General features: G+C 67.2%; 12 protein-coding genes, 1 tRNA gene and 1 pseudogene. 8 read left to right on the plus strand and 6 right to left on the minus strand.

Annotation, left to right across the window (positions count from 1 at the left end):
• Positions 1–135: 135 nt before the first annotated feature.
• Positions 136–1,101: pseudogene (locus AiwAL_RS18065) on the minus strand (IS630 family transposase); the annotation flags it as partial.
• A 171-nt stretch (positions 1,102–1,272) separates the two neighbouring features.
• Positions 1,273–1,346, minus strand: a tRNA-Gln gene (locus AiwAL_RS18070).
• A 154-nt stretch (positions 1,347–1,500) separates the two neighbouring features.
• On the opposite strand from AiwAL_RS18070, the gene AiwAL_RS18075 reads away from it, so the two are divergent.
• Together AiwAL_RS18075 and AiwAL_RS18080 are read left to right on the plus strand one after the other, a co-directional pair.
• A complete protein-coding gene (locus tag AiwAL_RS18075) occupies positions 1,501–2,598 on the plus strand; it encodes a Ppx/GppA phosphatase family protein (protein WP_235705866.1) in 1,098 nt (365 codons plus the stop codon).
• Between the two features lie 11 nt (positions 2,599–2,609).
• Positions 2,610–3,278, plus strand: coding sequence for an RlmE family RNA methyltransferase (locus tag AiwAL_RS18080; protein WP_235705861.1), 669 nt, complete (start codon positions 2,610–2,612; stop codon positions 3,276–3,278).
• Here AiwAL_RS18080 and AiwAL_RS18085 read toward each other — a convergent pair.
• On the minus strand, positions 3,263–4,414 hold the full coding sequence (locus AiwAL_RS18085) for a CCA tRNA nucleotidyltransferase (protein ID WP_235705859.1): 1,152 nt from the start codon (positions 4,412–4,414) through the stop codon (positions 3,263–3,265). The two genes, AiwAL_RS18080 and AiwAL_RS18085, sit on opposite strands and share 16 nt — an antisense overlap.
• A 165-nt stretch (positions 4,415–4,579) precedes the next feature.
• Here AiwAL_RS18085 and AiwAL_RS18090 point away from each other — a divergent pair, with 165 nt between their 5' ends.
• Positions 4,580–5,038 carry a hypothetical protein gene (locus AiwAL_RS18090; protein ID WP_262313244.1) on the plus strand — a complete coding sequence of 153 codons (459 nt, stop codon included), beginning with the start codon at positions 4,580–4,582 and terminating at the stop codon, positions 5,036–5,038.
• Positions 5,039–5,042: 4 nt separating this feature from the next.
• Here AiwAL_RS18090 and AiwAL_RS18095 read toward each other — a convergent pair whose 3' ends face one another.
• Positions 5,043–5,618 (minus strand): CoA pyrophosphatase, encoded by a 576-nt coding sequence (locus AiwAL_RS18095; protein WP_235705855.1) that lies wholly within the window; start codon positions 5,616–5,618, stop codon positions 5,043–5,045.
• Positions 5,619–6,158: a DUF1285 domain-containing protein gene (locus AiwAL_RS18100; protein WP_235705868.1), complete on the minus strand. Its 540-nt coding sequence runs from the start codon at positions 6,156–6,158 to the stop codon at positions 5,619–5,621. It abuts the gene before it with no gap.
• A gap of 245 nt (positions 6,159–6,403) precedes the next feature.
• Here AiwAL_RS18100 and AiwAL_RS18105 point away from each other — a divergent pair, with 245 nt between their 5' ends.
• Genes AiwAL_RS18105 through AiwAL_RS18120 form a run of 4 tightly spaced genes read left to right on the plus strand, consistent with a single transcriptional unit; the run spans position 6,404 to position 12,963 of the window.
• Positions 6,404–7,432 carry a MoxR family ATPase gene (locus tag AiwAL_RS18105; RefSeq protein WP_235705854.1) on the plus strand — a complete coding sequence of 343 codons (1,029 nt, stop codon included), beginning with the start codon at positions 6,404–6,406 and terminating at the stop codon, positions 7,430–7,432.
• Complete coding sequence (locus tag AiwAL_RS18110; protein ID WP_235705853.1) at positions 7,425–8,276, plus strand: DUF58 domain-containing protein; 852 nt, start codon at positions 7,425–7,427, stop codon at positions 8,274–8,276. The genes AiwAL_RS18105 and AiwAL_RS18110 overlap by 8 nt, the downstream gene beginning before the upstream one ends.
• On the plus strand, positions 8,273–10,951 hold the full coding sequence (locus AiwAL_RS18115) for a DUF4159 domain-containing protein (RefSeq protein ID WP_235705852.1): 2,679 nt from the start codon (positions 8,273–8,275) through the stop codon (positions 10,949–10,951). Before AiwAL_RS18110 ends, AiwAL_RS18115 begins: the two co-directional genes overlap by 4 nt.
• 8 nt (positions 10,952–10,959) lie before the next feature.
• Positions 10,960–12,963 carry a hypothetical protein gene (locus AiwAL_RS18120; RefSeq protein WP_262313245.1) on the plus strand — a complete coding sequence of 668 codons (2,004 nt, stop codon included), beginning with the start codon at positions 10,960–10,962 and terminating at the stop codon, positions 12,961–12,963.
• A 1-nt stretch (position 12,964) separates the two neighbouring features.
• On the opposite strand, the gene AiwAL_RS18125 is transcribed toward AiwAL_RS18120, so the two are convergent.
• Entirely contained in the window at positions 12,965–13,915 is a 951-nt protein-coding gene (locus AiwAL_RS18125; RefSeq protein WP_262313246.1) for a metallophosphoesterase, read from the minus strand.
• 295 nt (positions 13,916–14,210) lie between these two features.
• Here AiwAL_RS18125 and AiwAL_RS18130 point away from each other — a divergent pair.
• Positions 14,211–15,326, plus strand: a 1,116-nt coding sequence (locus tag AiwAL_RS18130) for an IS1182 family transposase (RefSeq protein WP_262313247.1), incomplete at its 3' end; no start/stop codon positions are given.

Consider the following 15,326-nt stretch of genomic DNA (forward strand, 5'->3'; position numbering starts at 1 on the left):
AAAGATGCGCAATCCGCTCCCATTGGTCAGCCCTCAGCCCATAACGCCCCATCGATCAGCCTTTCGGAATGCTGATCTGCTATGAATCAGGAAAACGGTCGCGCCGGAATCCCCCCGGTCAAATGACGACACACCCTAGTGGATTGATTCCAACGTTTGGTGCCCTCGCCGGACGGCGGCGATAATTTCGCCGGGGTCTGCCTTCCAGACGAACGGTCGGGGGTCGCCATTGTGCTCCTTGATGAAGCGATTGATGGCGGCCTGCAGGTCGACGACGGAATGAAAGACACCGTTTTTCAGGCGTCGGCGAGTGAGTTTGGCAAAGAAACCCTCGACGGCGTTGAGCCACGAGCAGGACGTCGGGACGAAGTGGAAGGTCCAGCGTGGATGCCTGGCCAACCAGGCGCGGACCTTGGGCTGCTTGTGGGTGGCGTAATTGTCCAGGATGACGTGGATGGCCTTGTCCCTGGGCATTTCTGCCTCGATGGCGTTCAGGAAACGGATGAATTCCTGATGCCGGTGCCGCTGCATGTTGCGGCCGATCACCGACCCGTCGAGGATGTTGAGCGCGGCGAACAGGGTTGTGGTTCCGTTGCGCTTGTAATCATGGGTCATGGTGGCGCCGCGGCCCCGCTTCAGTGGCAGGCCGGGCTGGGTGCGGTCGAGCGCCTGGATCTGGCTCTTTTCATCGACCGACAGCACGATGGCGTGGGCCGGCGGGGACACATACAGCCCGACGACATCGTGCAGCTTCTCGGCGAAGGCCTTGTCGTTGGACAGCTTGAAGCTGCGCCAACGATGCGGTGCCAGACCGTGATCGTGCCAGATTTTCACCACCGATGATGCGGCGATATCTACGGCCTTGGCCATCGCGCGTACCGTCCAGTGCGTGGCCTCGTGGTCAGGCGGCTCCAGCGTCAGCTTGACGACCTTGTCGATCAGCGCCTTGTCGAGAGGGGCGATCCCCGGCGGCCGGCTCTTGTCTCTGAGCAAGCCATCCACGCCCTCGACCATGAAGCGTTCCTGCCAGCGCCAGACGCACGGCTTGGACTTGCCCGTCGCCGCCATGATCGCCTGCGTGCCCAGGCCCTGTGCCGTCAGCCCGCGAGCGAGAAGCGTAGGCTGCTGAATTTCCTACTTTCGAACTGCACCTGAAAGCACGGCGCGCTCACCGTCGAGTTCAAAGAACTCTTTGATATCCTTGCAGAAATCATCGCCAAGGCCACCCATCTCGAAGCGGCCGAAGGGATGGAATTTGCAAAATACGAGATATGGCTGGGGGACCTGGATTCGAACCAAGGCTGCCCGGGTCAGAGCCGGGAGTTCTACCGCTAAACTATCCCCCAATATCGGCCACGCACGGGCGTGCCGATCATGGCTGAGCCGGAGCTAGCACCAGCCTGTGCGCGAGGCAACCATCGTCGTGCGGGCCGCCGATTTTCGCGATGATGCAATTCTGACTTGCTCTCCGGCCATGGGTGCGGCCATTATATAAGGGTCATGGCAAGCGACGTAGCCCTGCCGATCCACCCGGTCAGCGGCCGGAGCACCACCGAGCGTCGCGGTGTCGACCGCTTTGCCTCGCCCCAACGCCGTACCCGGCCGCCGGCCTTCGCCGCCATCGATCTCGGCACCAATAATTGCCGCATGCTGGTGGGCGTGCCGAGCGGTCCGGCTTTCCACGTGCTCGACAGTTTCAGCCGGGTCGTCCGGCTCGGCGAGGGGCTGTATCGGACCGGCGTTCTTTCGGACTCCGCGATGGATCGCGCGGTCGACGCGCTGGCGATCTGTGCCGAGCGCCTCAAACGCTGGCAGGTCGCCGAAATCAGGGCGATCGCGACGGAAGCCTGCCGCCAAGCCGAGAACGGTGCCGATTTCGTCGCCCGCGCCCGTTCCGCCACCGGCTTGCCGCTGGAGACCATTTCGCCGCGCGAGGAGGTCGGTCTTGCCTTGGAAAGCTGCGCCTCGCTGATCAATCAGGCGGAACGCCGCGCCTTGCTGTTCGATATCGGCGGCGGTTCGACCGAACTCGCCTGGGTGCGGGTGCCTGGGATGGGCGCCGACTCGGACCGGAATTTGCCGCAGCTCATCGGCTATCACTCGATTCCGGTCGGCGTGGTGACCTTGTCCGAGCGTTGCGCCGGCTGGTGCGAAACCGAAGCCGGCTTCGCCGGGGTGGTGGACGAGGTGAAAGCCCTGCTTCGCCCGTTCGAGCAGATTCACCGAATCGGCCAGGAGATTCGCCAGGGCGGCGTGCGGCTGGTGGGCACCAGCGGCACCGTCACCACCATTGCCGGCATCGCGCTCAACCTCGATCGCTACCGGCGCGGCGCCATCGACGGTGCTGTGCTGCCCCGCGGGCAGGTGGCCGATGGCCTCGCGTCGATCTGCGCCATGGGCCGCGCCGGCCTTGCGCAGCACCCGTGCATCGGCCCCGACCGGGTCGATTTCGTGCTGCCCGGCTGCGCGATTTTCGCCGCCATCGAGGAAATGTGGCCGACCCAGGATCTCGCCGTGGCCGATCGCGGCCTGCGCGAGGGCATGCTGATGCGGATGATCCGCTCGGCACGCAGCCGGCATCGCCGCTATAACGCATAGCAACACGGATCATGACCGACGAGATTCCTCAGGGGCGCCGCACCGCCGTGCGGCTCAAAACCGCGCGCAAGCACAAACCCTCCTCGCAGCGCTGGCTGACCCGCCAGCTCAACGACCCTTATGTCGAGGCCGCCAAGGCGAAGGGTTATCGCTCGCGCGCGGCGTTCAAGCTGATCGAGTTGGACGAGAAATTCGGCCTGATCGGCCGGGCGAGCCGGGTGGTCGATCTGGGCGCGGCGCCGGGCGGCTGGACCCAGATCGCGCTGGAACGCGGTGCGGCGCGGGTGGTGGGCATCGACCTGCTGCCGATCGACCCGATCGCGGGGGCGACGCTCCTCCAGGGCGATTTCCAGGATGACGCGATGGAGGCGGCTTTGCGCACGGCGCTCGGTGGCAGGGCCGATCTCGTGCTGTCGGACATGGCGCCGAACACTACCGGCCATACCGCGACCGATCATCTCAGAATCATGGGGCTTGCCGAATTGGCGCTCGATTTCGCGTTCAAGACGCTGGAACCCGGCGGCGGATTCGTTACCAAGCTGTTTCAGGGAGGCGCGCAAGGCGGGATGCTGGCCCTGCTGAAGCAACGTTTTACCGCCGTGCGCCATGCCAAGCCCGCCGCCAGCCGGAAGGATAGCCGGGAATTATATCTGGTCGCGACCGGCTACCGGCCCGAGTGAAGGTTGCGTGCCAGTTCCACGCGGCAGGCTTCCGCGTCCGGCTCGCAATCCCGTGCCAGCCACCAGGCGCGAGCCGCGGCAAGCGCCTCGCCGACCGGTGGGCCCGGTTCGGCCCCCAGCGCCAGCGCGTCGCGGCCCTTGAGCGGGAAGATCGGACGCGGCGTCGCCGCGAGACGCGCGCGCAAGGATGTTCGGTCGGCATCGTCGGGCGTGAGCCAGGTGCGGCCGGTCAGGATGTCCGGCTCGGTGTCGGCCAGCGCGCGGCGCAGCGCGCCGATTTCGATATCGGGCGGCAGATCCGGCGCGATGCGCAGCGCGGCGAGGCGGGTCCGCTCGGCCTCTGACAGGCGCAGCCGCTCGGCGAGACCGGCGCCGTCGGTTTCGATCAATGCCGCGAGGCGCAGGATTGGATCGGGCGGTGCTTCGCGCGATAGGACCGCCTCGAATCGCGATAATGCTGCCGATTCGGGGAGAACGATGCCGAGAACGCCGGTTTGCACCATCAGGCGCAATGCCGTGCGCGGATCGGGCGTCGTCAAAATCTGTTTGAGTTCCTGCCAGACCCGCTCGGCGGAAAGCCGCGCCAGCCCCTTGCGCAACTCGGTGATGGCGGCGATCGCCGCGGCATCCGGCTGGCCGCGCCCATAGCGGGCGAAGAAGCGGAAGAACCGCAGGATGCGCAGATAATCCTCGGCGATCCGCACTGCGGCGACCCCGACGAACCGCACGATGCCGGTGGCAAGATCGGCGCGGCCGCCGAAACAGTCGAACACCGTACCCGCGCGGTCCATCGACATCGCGTTGATCGTGAAGTCGCGCCGTGCCGCGTCCGCGCGCCAGTCATCGGTGAACGAAACGGTCGCGCGGCGGCCATCGGTCGCCACATCGTGGCGCAGCGTGGTGATCTCGAAGCTCCTGCCGTCGATCAGCGCGGTGATGGTGCCGTGATCAAGGCCGGTCGGGATCGCGCGGATGCCGGCTTGCGCCAGGCGTTGCGCGACCGCCTCGGGTTCCAGCGGGACCGCAAGATCGATATCGGCGCATTCGCGCCCGGCGAGGATGTCGCGGACCGCGCCGCCGACGATCCGGGCTTCCGGCAGCGCATTCCAGAGGATTTCCAATCGCGGATCGTTCATCCGCGCTCTATGCCGGTTTTTTTGCCGGCGAGACAGTCGGGGGCGGCTGTGACCCGATCGGGATCGTCGTTATTGTGAAATTAATAAAGTTCTGTAATTATTTCGCATACGGCGGCCGTTTCACGGTTTTCCGTACCAAAACGGATTTTGCATCAGGGGAGTTTCATGTCCAATAATCTTCCGCGCCGGTTTTTGCCGGCCCTGTTTCTGTTGCCGATCGCCGGCTGCGCTTCGATCGTCGATGGCACCAATCAGACCTTATCCGTTCAGACCACGGCAGCGGGCCAATCTCTGGCGGGCGCTCAATGTGCGCTGAAAAGCAATAAAGGAACGTGGTTCGTCAATACGCCAGGCACGGTCACGGTGCATCGTGCCTATGACAATCTGAACATAAAATGCGCCAAGGCCGGGTATCAGCCTGGAATCGCGACCGTCGCATCTTCCACCAAGGGCATGGCCTTCGGTAATGTTCTCTTCGGCGGGGTGATCGGCGCGGGCGTGGATATGGCCGACGGTGCCGCCTACAATTACCCGAAACTGATCAAGGTGCCGATGCAGCCGGCTGTGACCGCCTCCGCCGCGCCGACGGCGGCCACGGTCAAGCCGGGCCAGCCGGTGGACTGATTTTCTATTCCGGCGCGCGCAGCGCCTCGGCGAGGCGGAACAGAATCCAGGCGGTCGCACCCCAGATCACGTGGTCGGGGTGCGGCCAGACCGGAAAATCCCGCGTCCCGCCGCGCCAGTGCGCGCGCCGCCATTCGGGCAGGGCGGGGTTGAGCAGGTCGCCGAGGCCGAGCGGGAAAATCGCCGCCACCTCGCCGGGCGATGCGGCAAATCGCGGCTGACCATGGACCAGTGCGGTAATCGGCGTGATATGAAATCCGGTGGCGATGATATAATCGTCGAGCCGGCCGAGAATTTCGACCGATACGGGATCGAGCCCGATCTCTTCCTCGGCTTCGCGCAAGGCGGCGGCCTCGTGCGAGGGGTCGGAGGGGTCGAGCGACCCGCCGGGCAGCGCCACCTGGCCGGCGTGATGGGCGAGATTCGCCGCCCGGCGGGTGAGCCATACGCCGCGCCGGGGCTCGATCGCGACCAGGACGGCGGCGACGCGCGCCGTACCGGCCGCCTGGCTGCGCGCCGCCCGGCCGGCAAGGCGGCGGCGCAGCTCCGCCTCGTCCATCAGCGCGGATGATTGATCCATTCAGCCGGCGCAGTGCGCGATTTCGCCAAGCGAGAAGAACATCCCCTGGCTCCAGACGCCGAGCACGCGCTTGCCGTAGCGCATTCCAGGCTCGGCGAGCGCGACCAGCTCATAATAGACCGCCCGGCTGATCCGTGCCTCGATCGGGAACGTGCCGGCGCCATCGCGCACATGCACATAGGGCGTCGGCTCGCAGGTCAGCAGGTCATGGGCCACGCGCAGCGGGTGGGCCGGGCCGGCGGTGATCACCTGATCGACATTGGTTCGGAAATGCAGAATCTGGGATGCTCCCTCGCCATGCCAGTCGAGCCCGACGGCGACGAAAGGGGCGTCCTCCACCTCGATGCGGCCCCGTTCGGCGGGCGTTTCGAGAAGGAACTGGCCCTCCTTGTCGCGCTTGAGCACGCTCGCGAACAGGCAGACCATGGATTTTCGGCCGATCGGGCTGCCGCGATACAGCCAGCTTCCATCCCGCCGGATCAGGAACGGCAGGTCGCCGCACTCGACCGGCACGCGCCGCGGCATCATGGATTGGATCATGCCGAGGCCGCGCGATGCCGGATCGAGCGGAATCAGCGTAATGCCGGCAGATTCGGCCTGCTGCGCCGTGCCGTTGTTCCCCATCCCGTTCTGCGTCATGGTGTCCTTGGCCCTATGGAATCCTGGTCGGCCGGCGGTACCGCAATGGTCGTTCACCGTCCCGGCCTCTATGTTCCGATCCGATCGTTCATACATGCGGATATAGGCAAGGGAAACATCGGGCGAAACCACACAGGCGATCACAAATGACCAGTATGTTGCAGAAAGATGTCGGCACCGCCGATCTCTCCGCGAGTGGAGACGTTCTCGCGCGGTTTGCCGCCGTCACGGCACGTCTGGCTTCGGCGCGGAGCGAGGTGCGGCGGGTGATTATCGGCCAGGACGCGGTGATCGACCAGTGCCTCGCCGCCCTGCTCGCCGGTGGCCACGCGCTGATCGTCGGTGTTCCGGGTCTCGGCAAGACCAAGCTGGTCGAGGCGCTGGCCGCGTCGCTCGGGCTTTCGACGCGGCGCATCCAATGCACGCCGGATCTGATGCCCGCCGACATATTGGGCAGCGAGGTGCTGGAACAGGCGGCGGACGGCACGCGCGGCTTCCGGTTCATCGAAGGCCCGGTCTTCACCGAATTGCTGATGGCAGACGAGATCAACCGCGCCAGTCCGCGCACCCAGTCCGCGCTGCTCCAGGCGATGGCCGAGCACCGGGTCGCGGTGGCCGGGCTGAATCGCGCGCTGCCGGCGCCGTTCCATGTGCTGGCGACCCAGAACCCGCTGGAGCAGGAAGGCACCTATCCGCTACCGGAAGCGCAGCTCGATCGGTTTCTGTTCGAAATCCGCATCGACTATCCGGCACTTGCCGACGAACGTGCGATGCTGCTCGCCACCACCGGCACCGACGAGGCCAGCGCCGCCGCCGCTCTCGGCCCGGATGATCTGCTCGCCGCCCAGCGCCTGGTGCGCGCCATGCCGGTGGGCGAGCTTGTGCTCGAAGCGATTCTTCGCCTGGTGCGCGGCGCGCGGCCGGAGACCGCGATCATTCCCGATCTTGCCGAAGCGCTCGCCTGGGGTCCCGGTCCGCGCGCGGCGCAGGCGCTGATGCTCTCCTGCCGCGCCCGCGCCTTGCTCGACGGACGCGAGGCGCCGAGCCTCGACGATGTGGCGGAACTCGCGGCTCCGGTGCTGCGTCATCGCATGGGATTGTCCTTTGCCGCGCGGGCCGAGGGCGTCGGGGTCGAGACGCTGATCGCGAGCGTGGTGGCCAAGGCACTTGGCTGACCCTGGGCCGGCCGGACGGACGATCGCAACGGCGGAATCCCTCGCCGCAACCCTTTCGCCATTGCTGCTTGCGGCCCAGCGCCTTGCCGCCAGCACGGCACCCGGCCGCCATGGCAGGCGGCGTGCAGGCGCGGGCGAGCAGTTCTGGCAATACCGCGACGTGCGCGACGGCGATTCGCTCCGCGCGATCGACTGGCGGCGCAGCGCGCGGGGCGACCGCCTCTATGTGCGCGAGCGCGAATGGGAATCGGTGGAGACCCTGGTGCTCGACATCGAAGATCATCCGGGGATGCGCTGGGGTTCGGCGCGGGGGCGGGAAACCAAATGGGAGCGCGCGGTTCTGCTCGGGCTGGCGGTCGCGGCCCTCGCCTTTGAGGGTGGCGAGCGCGTCGCGCTGTTCGGACGGATGCAGCCGGTCGGGGGACCGGGCGCGCTCGCGCGCCTTGCCGCCGGGCTTGCGTTGCCGACGACGGCAAAACCGGTTGCGGGCCGGCTCGCTTTGTTCGGCGATTTTCTCGATGAACCCGGCCTCATCGCCGCCGATCTCGCGTCGCGCGGCGCGACGGAGCGGGGTGGCGTGCTGGTTCAGGTGCTCGATCCCGCCGAATGCGATTTTCCCTATCGCGGCCGGGTACTGTTCGACGGTGCGGCGAGCGAGAAACCCGAAGATATCGCCCGCGCGGAGGATATCGCGAACGCCTATCACGCCCGGCTCACCGCGCAGCGCGACGCCGTGGTCGCGGCGGCGGAGGCTGCGCGGCTGATTCCGATTTTCCACCGCACCGATGCGCCGCCCGGCCCGGCGCTCGCCGCGATCCGCGCCGCGCTGGAGCCGGTCGCGTGACCGGCGCGCTGTCCTTCGCCGCTCCCGCCGTTCTGGCCGGGCTTCTGCTGCTGCCCGCGTTGTATTTTCTGCTCCGCGCGACGCCGCCCGCGCCGCGCCGGCAGGTCTTTCCGCCGCTGCGGCTGTTGCGCGAGATAGCGCCCACCGAGCGCAGCCCGGTGCGGATGCCGCTCTGGCTGCTGATCCTGCGCCTGCTGGTCGCTTCCCTCGTGATTCTCGGTTTCGCCGGACCGGAAATCGTCCCGCCGCGCCTGCTTCCCGGCACCGGCCCGATCCTGCTCGCCATCGACAATGGCTGGGCTGCGGCCGCCGATTTTCCGGCGCGGATCGCCGCCGCGCGGCGCATCGTCGAACAGGCCGGGCGTCGCGGCGTCGCGCTCCTTGCCACCGCGCCCGATGCAGCGGAGCAGAAGCCGCATGCGACCGGCGTGCTCACCCGCGCTCAGGCGTTGGCGGCACTCGGCGCGATGGACGCGGAACCCTGGCCGTCGGATCGCATTGCCGATCTGGCAGCGGTGCGCGCCGCGCGGACGCGCATCCATGATCTCACCGGCGTTTATGTCGCGGACGGGTTGGCGCAGCCGGGCCTGGGCAGGTTTATCGCCGCCCTCGATCCCGCGCGCATCGTCGCCGCGCCGGCGCGGGGAATTCGCCTGCTGAAACCGCCGCGCATCGCCCGTGACGGGGCGCTGATCGCCCGGCTCGCGGTGGTCGCCCAGCGCGATCGCGTGATCCAGCCGGTATTGGCGGAAAATGCCTCCGGCGGCGCGCTGGCGCGGGCGATCATCACGATCCGGCCCGGCAGCACGAAAGGGGAAGCCCGGATCGGCTTGCCGGCAGCACTCGCCAACAAGGTCGTGAAGCTCGTCCTGCCCGGCCGTCCGGCGCCGGGCGGGGTCGCATTGCTGGGGAGTGGCGCGCGCCGCGTCGTGGCCGGTCTGGTGGCGGGCGGGACGGCGAATCCCGAGCAGAAACTGCTCGGCGCACTCTATTATATCCGCCGCGCCCTGCCGTCCGGCGCTTCGGTACGCACGGGAACGGTCGAGCAACTTGCCGAATCGGGCGCGAGCACCATTATTCTCGCCGATGTAAGACTGCGTCCGCCCGAGATCGGCATGCTGCAGCGGTTTATGGACGATGGCGGCGTGGTGATCCGATTCGCCGGGCCGCTGACCGCGACGCGATCCGACGCGCTCGTGCCAGACCGGCTGTTGCGCGGCGTGCGCGCGCTTGGCGGCGCGCTGACCACGGGAAAACCCGAGGCGGTCGCGGGTTTCGCCCCCGCTTCGCCGCTCGCCGGCCTGCCCGCGCCGAAATCCGTCACGGTGACGCGGCAGATTCTGGCCGATCCAGCTTCGCTCGACCCCGCGACGGTCTGGGCGCGGCTCGCCGATGGAACTCCGATCATTCTGGGCGTGCGGCAGGGACGCGGCGTTCTGGCCGATGTGCTGACCACGGCGAATACGGCGTGGTCGGACTGGCCGATCGCCGCAGGTTTCCCGGCTCTGATCGGCCGGCTGGTCCGGCTCGGTATGGGAGAAGCACCGAAATCCGGCATGCTGAAACCGCTGCGCGCGCTGGACGGCGCGGGGCGCCTCGTCGTGCCCGGTTCGGCGGCGCAGCCGATCGAAGCCGCCGGTCTGGCCCAGGTTCCGGTCTCGCCCGCGCATCCGCCCGGCCTGTGGGGCAATGTGCACGGCGCGGTGGCGCTCGATATCGGCGGCCATGTGCCGCTGCCGGAAGCGGCGGATTATCCCGCGACCGTTCCGGTGACCGGGCTCGACGCGTTGCCGCGCGCCCGGCGGTTCGGTCCCGCGATCCTGGCCGCGGCGCTGTTGCTTCTCAGCGCCGATCTGCTGATTTCGCTGATCCTGCGCGGTGCGTTGCGATTGCGGGTCGCGGCGATCGGTGCTGTTCTTCTCCTGGCCTGGGGCGGTACTGCCCGCGCCGGCGAGATTCCCCCCGCCGCGCTCGCCACCACGCTCGCTTACGTGAAAACCGGCGATGCCGCGATCGATTCGGTAAGCAAGGCCGGCCTTGCAGCTCTGTCCGACACGGTGAACCAGGAGACGGCGGCACGGCTCGGGCCGCCGCGCGGTGTCGTGCCGGGGACCAGCAATCTGCAGCTTTACCCGCTGCTCTACTGGCCGGTCACCGGCGCCACCACCCCGCCCGGCAAGCATGCCTGCGCTGCGCTCGACGCTTTCATGGCCAGCGGCGGATTGCTGGTGATCGATACCGATGGCGGCGGAACGGATGAACAAGGCTCCGGCGCCGGGTTCGACCCCGGTGCAAGGGAGGCGCTGCGGCGCGTCACCGCCTGTCTTGCGATTCCGCCGCTCAAGAGGCTCACGGCCAACGACACCCTGGCCCACACGTTTTTCCTGACCCGGCATTTTCCCGGCCGTTTCGACGGCGCGCCGGTCTATATTGCGGCGAAAGGCGGCCGCGACGCCGACGGCGTCAGCCCGGTGGTGATCGGCGCCAATGACTGGGCCGGCGCCTGGGCGACCGACAGGGCGGGCGCGCCAATGCGCGCCATGCTGCCCGGCACGCCGGGCCAGCGGCTCCATGCCACCTGGTTCGGCATCAACCTTGTGATGTATGCGCTGACCGGCACCTATAAATCCGATCAGGTGCAGATCCCGGCAATCTTGCGCCGGCTGTCTCGGTGATCGGCCCCGTGACTTTCGATCCGCTGATCCCGGCTTGGCTTCTGGCCGTGCTCGCCACCCTCGCGGCGGCAATCGCGGCTGCTGGCGTCGCCCGCCGGGCGCGCGGCGCGGCGCTGCGGGCGCTCGGTCTCCTGTTCCTGGTTCTCGTGCTGGCCGGCCCACGCTGGCGCGAGCGCACCACCGCGCCATTGCCGGATATCGCCGTGATCGTCCGCGACCGCTCGCCCTCGATGGCGATCGGCGATCGGGAACACCTTGCCGATGCGGCGTTCCATCACCTCGTCCATACGCTGCCGAAATCAACCAGGCTTGTCGTGGCGAGCGTCGCGGGCAATGGGCATGACGGCACGCCGTTTTTCGCGGTGCTGCGCGATGCCCTGTCGTCGATCCCGCCCAAACGCCTCGCCGGGGTGGTGGCGATCAGTGACGGCGAAGTGACCGATAAACCGATCCCGCTGCCTTCGAACGTTCCGGTCTCGGCGCTGATTCCGGCGCGCGGCAACCAGACGGATCGGGCGCTCGCCCTGATCGACGCGCCGCATTACGGCCTGGTCGGCCATCATGTGGTGCTGCGCTTCGCGGTGAGCGATCATGGCATGGACGATCGCGGCATGAAGGTGCCGGTGCAAATCTCGATCGACGGCAAGACCGTCGCGCGGCTGCAGGCTCCGGCGGACCGGCCGGTTTCGGTAAAACTGCCGGTCACTCACGAGGGCGGCTCCGTGGTCGCCATCGCGGCGGCAGAGCTGCCGGGCGAGGTTTCGGCGGTGAACGATCAGGCGGTGTTCACGCTGACCGGCGTGCGGCGGCGGCTGACCGTTCTCCTGGTTGCCGGCGGGCCGAATCCCGGCCTGCGCACCTGGCGGCTTCTGCTCAAATCCGACCCCGCCGTTCGGCTGGCCAATTTCACCATCCTTCGTCTGCCTTCCGAGGCTTTGGCGGCGCCCGTGCATGACATGTCGCTGATCCCGTTTCCGGTGGATCAGTTGTTCAACCGCGATCTTGGCAGGTTCGACCTCATCATCCTCGACCAGTTCAGCAATAACGGGCTTCTGCTGCCACCCTATCTCGCCAATATCGCGGCGCATGTGCGCGCGGGCGGCGCGCTGCTGATCGAGGCCGGGCCGGAATTCGAAGGGCCCGCCTCCCTCGCGGATTCGCCGCTGGAGCCGATTCTCCCGGCCCTGCCGGATGGCGCGGGCACGGTGACCGGCGGATTTACGCCCGCGTTCACCGCGACAGGGCGGCGCCATCCGGTCACCGCGCCGCTCATGCACGCGGCGATGGCGCCCTGGTATCGGTTCGAGAGCGCCCGACGCGTGCGCGGCGTCATTCTGCTCCGCACGCCCGGCGCCGACGGCGGAGCGCCGCTGCTTGTGCTCGCGCATGAAGGCAAGGGCCGGGTCGCGATGCTGCTGTCGGACCAATACTGGCTCTGGGCGCGTGGTGCTCTCGCCCATGACGAGGCGATGGCGGGGCCGGCCGAGCCCTTGCTGCGCCGCACCGTGCATTGGCTGCTGGGCGAACCGGCGCTCGCGGCGAGCCGGCTCACTGCGCATATTGCGGGAGGCCGGCTCACCGTCGAACGGCGTTCGCTGAAAGGCGGTGCGCCCGGTTCGGCGCAGGTGACCGATCCATCGGGCAAGTCCACGACGCTCGCCCTCCATCGCATCGCTCCCGGCCGGTTCACTGCGAGCATCCCGGCTGGCGCCGCCGGCGTGTGGCGGGTCAGCGCCGGCGGAATGACCGCCTATGCCGGTGCGGCGAATGACGATCCCGCCGAATACGCCGATCTCGCGGCGAGCGACCGGATTTTCGCGCCGCTCGCGCGGCGATCGGGCGGGCGCATCGTCTGGCTCGGCCGCACGCCCAAGCCGGGCTGGGGCGGGCTGCTGCACCGCCGCCGCGCGCGGCTGGTCACCGGCGCGCGCGATATTCCGCTGCTTCCCGCGTTGCCGGCGGCGATTCTGGCTTTCGTCCTGATCGCCCTGGCCTGGTGGCGCGAACGGTAGTTTACGCCGCCGTGATCGTGTTGCGAAACAGGCTGCGTCCCGTGCTGTCGATGAAATCGAGGCCGATCGCATCCTTCGTTGCCGCGCAGGCGAGAAACCCGTGCGCACCGGAGACGAACCCCGTGCGGCTCGCCGGGCCCGGCGTATAGGTCTCGGACCCCGCGCCGGTGGTGACATAGGCGATGCCGCCCATCTCGACATACTGCATCGTGTGGTCGTGGCCGTTGATATAGAGCTTCACCCGATGCCGGCGCAGCAGAGGCTCGATCGCCGCGATCAGGTCCGGCTGGTCGTGCCCGGCGCCGCCGAGCGTCGTGTAGATCGGATGATGGCCGATCACGATTTTCCAGCGCGCCGTCGAGCGGCCGAGCGCGGTATCGAGCCATTCGCGCTGGGCGTGCGGATTCTGCCCCTCGATACGCGTGGAGGTGCCGAGATATTTACGGATGAACGGTGAGGTATCGAGATAGAAAATCTCCGCGTCGCTCCGGTCCGGCAGGGTTTTGGTGCGGGTGTAATAACGGGCGGGCAGATGCCAGCGATGCGACAGCTTCGAATAGTCGATCTGCGCCTCGACATCGCCGCGATAATCGTGATTGCCGAGAATGACGTGCCAGGGGCGCTGCAGCGCGGCTTCGGAATAGACATCCTCGAAGCTGCTCCGCCATTGCGGATCGTGAATGCTCGTCACGCCGCTTTCGTAGAAATTATCCCCGGCGGAGACGATGAATCGCGGGTCGGATTCCGCCGCCGCGGCTGCCATCGCCCGGCCCACCGCGGTTTGATGATGCGCGCCGTGACGGCCCCAGTCGCCGATTACGAAAAATCCGAGTTTCTGGTCCGCGGCGGCGGCGGCCACGGCAGGCGTCGCAGCCAGGAGCGAGGCTGCGCCGATCTGGGCCGAGCCTTCAAGGAAGCGGCGGCGGGAAATCGGGTCATGATCGGCTGGCATGAGACAACTCCTCGGTTTGCCGGCCTGCTCTATCGCCGGTCCGATTGGTTGTCATATGACAATTCGGCGTCGGACGGGCAGCCCAAAAAGGGCGGATGATTGCCGGATCGTGACGACTTTCAGTCGGTCACGCTCCAGCCTTTGTTTGGGCGAGCAATTTCATGGCTTTGCGGATCGCTTCGTGATTCCGCTTAAAGCCATATTGCTCTAGCAGCGTGTCGGACTTAACGCGACGCGGAAGTGTTTGGTAGGGTCGAGCGTGGATCGATCATCTTTCACCCCGGACCTCCTGCGCATGAGCAACTTCCGCCCGATTGACCGCGATACGGACTTCCTGATGCCGCGGTCGGTGGACGAGTGGTTGCCGGAGCGGCACCTGGCACGGTTTGTGGTCGAGGTGGTGGGTGGATTTGATTTGCGGGCGATGACCGGCCGCTATCGTGGCTCGGGTCAGGCATCCTACCACCCTCAAATCCTGCTTGGCATTATCATCTACGGTTATGCCACCGGGGTTTTTTCGAGCCGCAAGCTGGAACGAGCGAGCTATGACTCGGTGGCGTTTCGGGTGATCGCCGCCAACGAGCATCCCGATCACGACACAATTGCGGCGTTCCGACGGCGCTTTCTCAAGCAGATTGAGGGGCTGTTCGTTCAGGTTCTGGTCCTGGCTCGCGAGATGGGAGTTTTGAAACTCGGCACTGTGGCGCTGGATGGAACGAAGATCCACGCCAACGCCAGCCGGCATAGTGCGCTGTCGTATGAGCACGCGGGCAAGATCGAGGTGCAGTTAAAGGCCGAGGTGGCCGACCTCATGGCAAAAGCTGAGGCGGCCGATCGGGCCGATGTGGCGGACGGCATGTCGATCCCCGATGAACTCGCCCGGCGCGAGCAGCGTTTGGCAGCGATTGCCCGCGCAAAGGCCACGATCGAGGCGCGGGCGAAGGCACGTCATGCGCGCGAGCAGGCCGGATACGAAGCCAGGCAGGCGGCACGCGAAGCCAAGACCGCGGCAAGCGGCAAGAAGCCCAGAGGCGGGCCGCCTGCGCCGCCCGTCGCAGGACCACTTCCGACCGACCAGGTCAATTTAACCGATGAAGCGTCCCGCATCATGCCGGTGGCGGGGGGCGGGTTCGATCAGTGTTACAACGCACAGGCGGTGGTGGCGGCCGACAGTCTGCTGGTCATTGCGGGGGAAGTCGTGCAGGCACCCAACGACAAGCAACAGCTCGAACCCATGCTGAACAAGATTGCTGAATTGCCCGACGTATTGGGCAAGGTTGACGATTTACTCGCCGATAACGGCTACTTCAGCGAAGGCAATGTGAACGCCTGTGCTGCTGCGGAGATCGGTCCGGTCATCGCGATGGGCCGCGAGGCGCATCATCCCTCGCTTTCCGAACGGTTTGCGCAG

It is taken from the genome of Acidiphilium sp. AL (genome assembly GCF_025499445.1).
Classification (GTDB): domain Bacteria; phylum Pseudomonadota; class Alphaproteobacteria; order Acetobacterales; family Acetobacteraceae; genus Acidiphilium; species Acidiphilium iwatense.

What these genes read in the sequence shown, in the direction of transcription:
- AiwAL_RS18075 (WP_235705866.1), top strand. Translation starts at nt 1,501, where the DNA reads ATGGCAAGCGACGTAGCCCTGCCGATCCACCCGGTCAGCGGCCGGAGC.
- AiwAL_RS18080 (WP_235705861.1), top strand. Translation starts at nt 2,610, where the DNA reads ATGACCGACGAGATTCCTCAGGGGCGCCGCACCGCCGTGCGGCTCAAA.
- AiwAL_RS18085 (WP_235705859.1), bottom strand. Translation starts at nt 4,414, where the DNA reads ATGAACGATCCGCGATTGGAAATCCTCTGGAATGCGCTGCCGGAAGCC.
- AiwAL_RS18090 (WP_262313244.1), top strand. Translation starts at nt 4,580, where the DNA reads ATGTCCAATAATCTTCCGCGCCGGTTTTTGCCGGCCCTGTTTCTGTTG.
- AiwAL_RS18095 (WP_235705855.1), bottom strand. Translation starts at nt 5,618, where the DNA reads ATGGATCAATCATCCGCGCTGATGGACGAGGCGGAGCTGCGCCGCCGC.
- AiwAL_RS18100 (WP_235705868.1), bottom strand. Translation starts at nt 6,158, where the DNA reads ATGATCCAATCCATGATGCCGCGGCGCGTGCCGGTCGAGTGCGGCGAC.
- AiwAL_RS18105 (WP_235705854.1), top strand. Translation starts at nt 6,404, where the DNA reads ATGACCAGTATGTTGCAGAAAGATGTCGGCACCGCCGATCTCTCCGCG.
- AiwAL_RS18125 (WP_262313246.1), bottom strand. Translation starts at nt 13,915, where the DNA reads ATGCCAGCCGATCATGACCCGATTTCCCGCCGCCGCTTCCTTGAAGGC.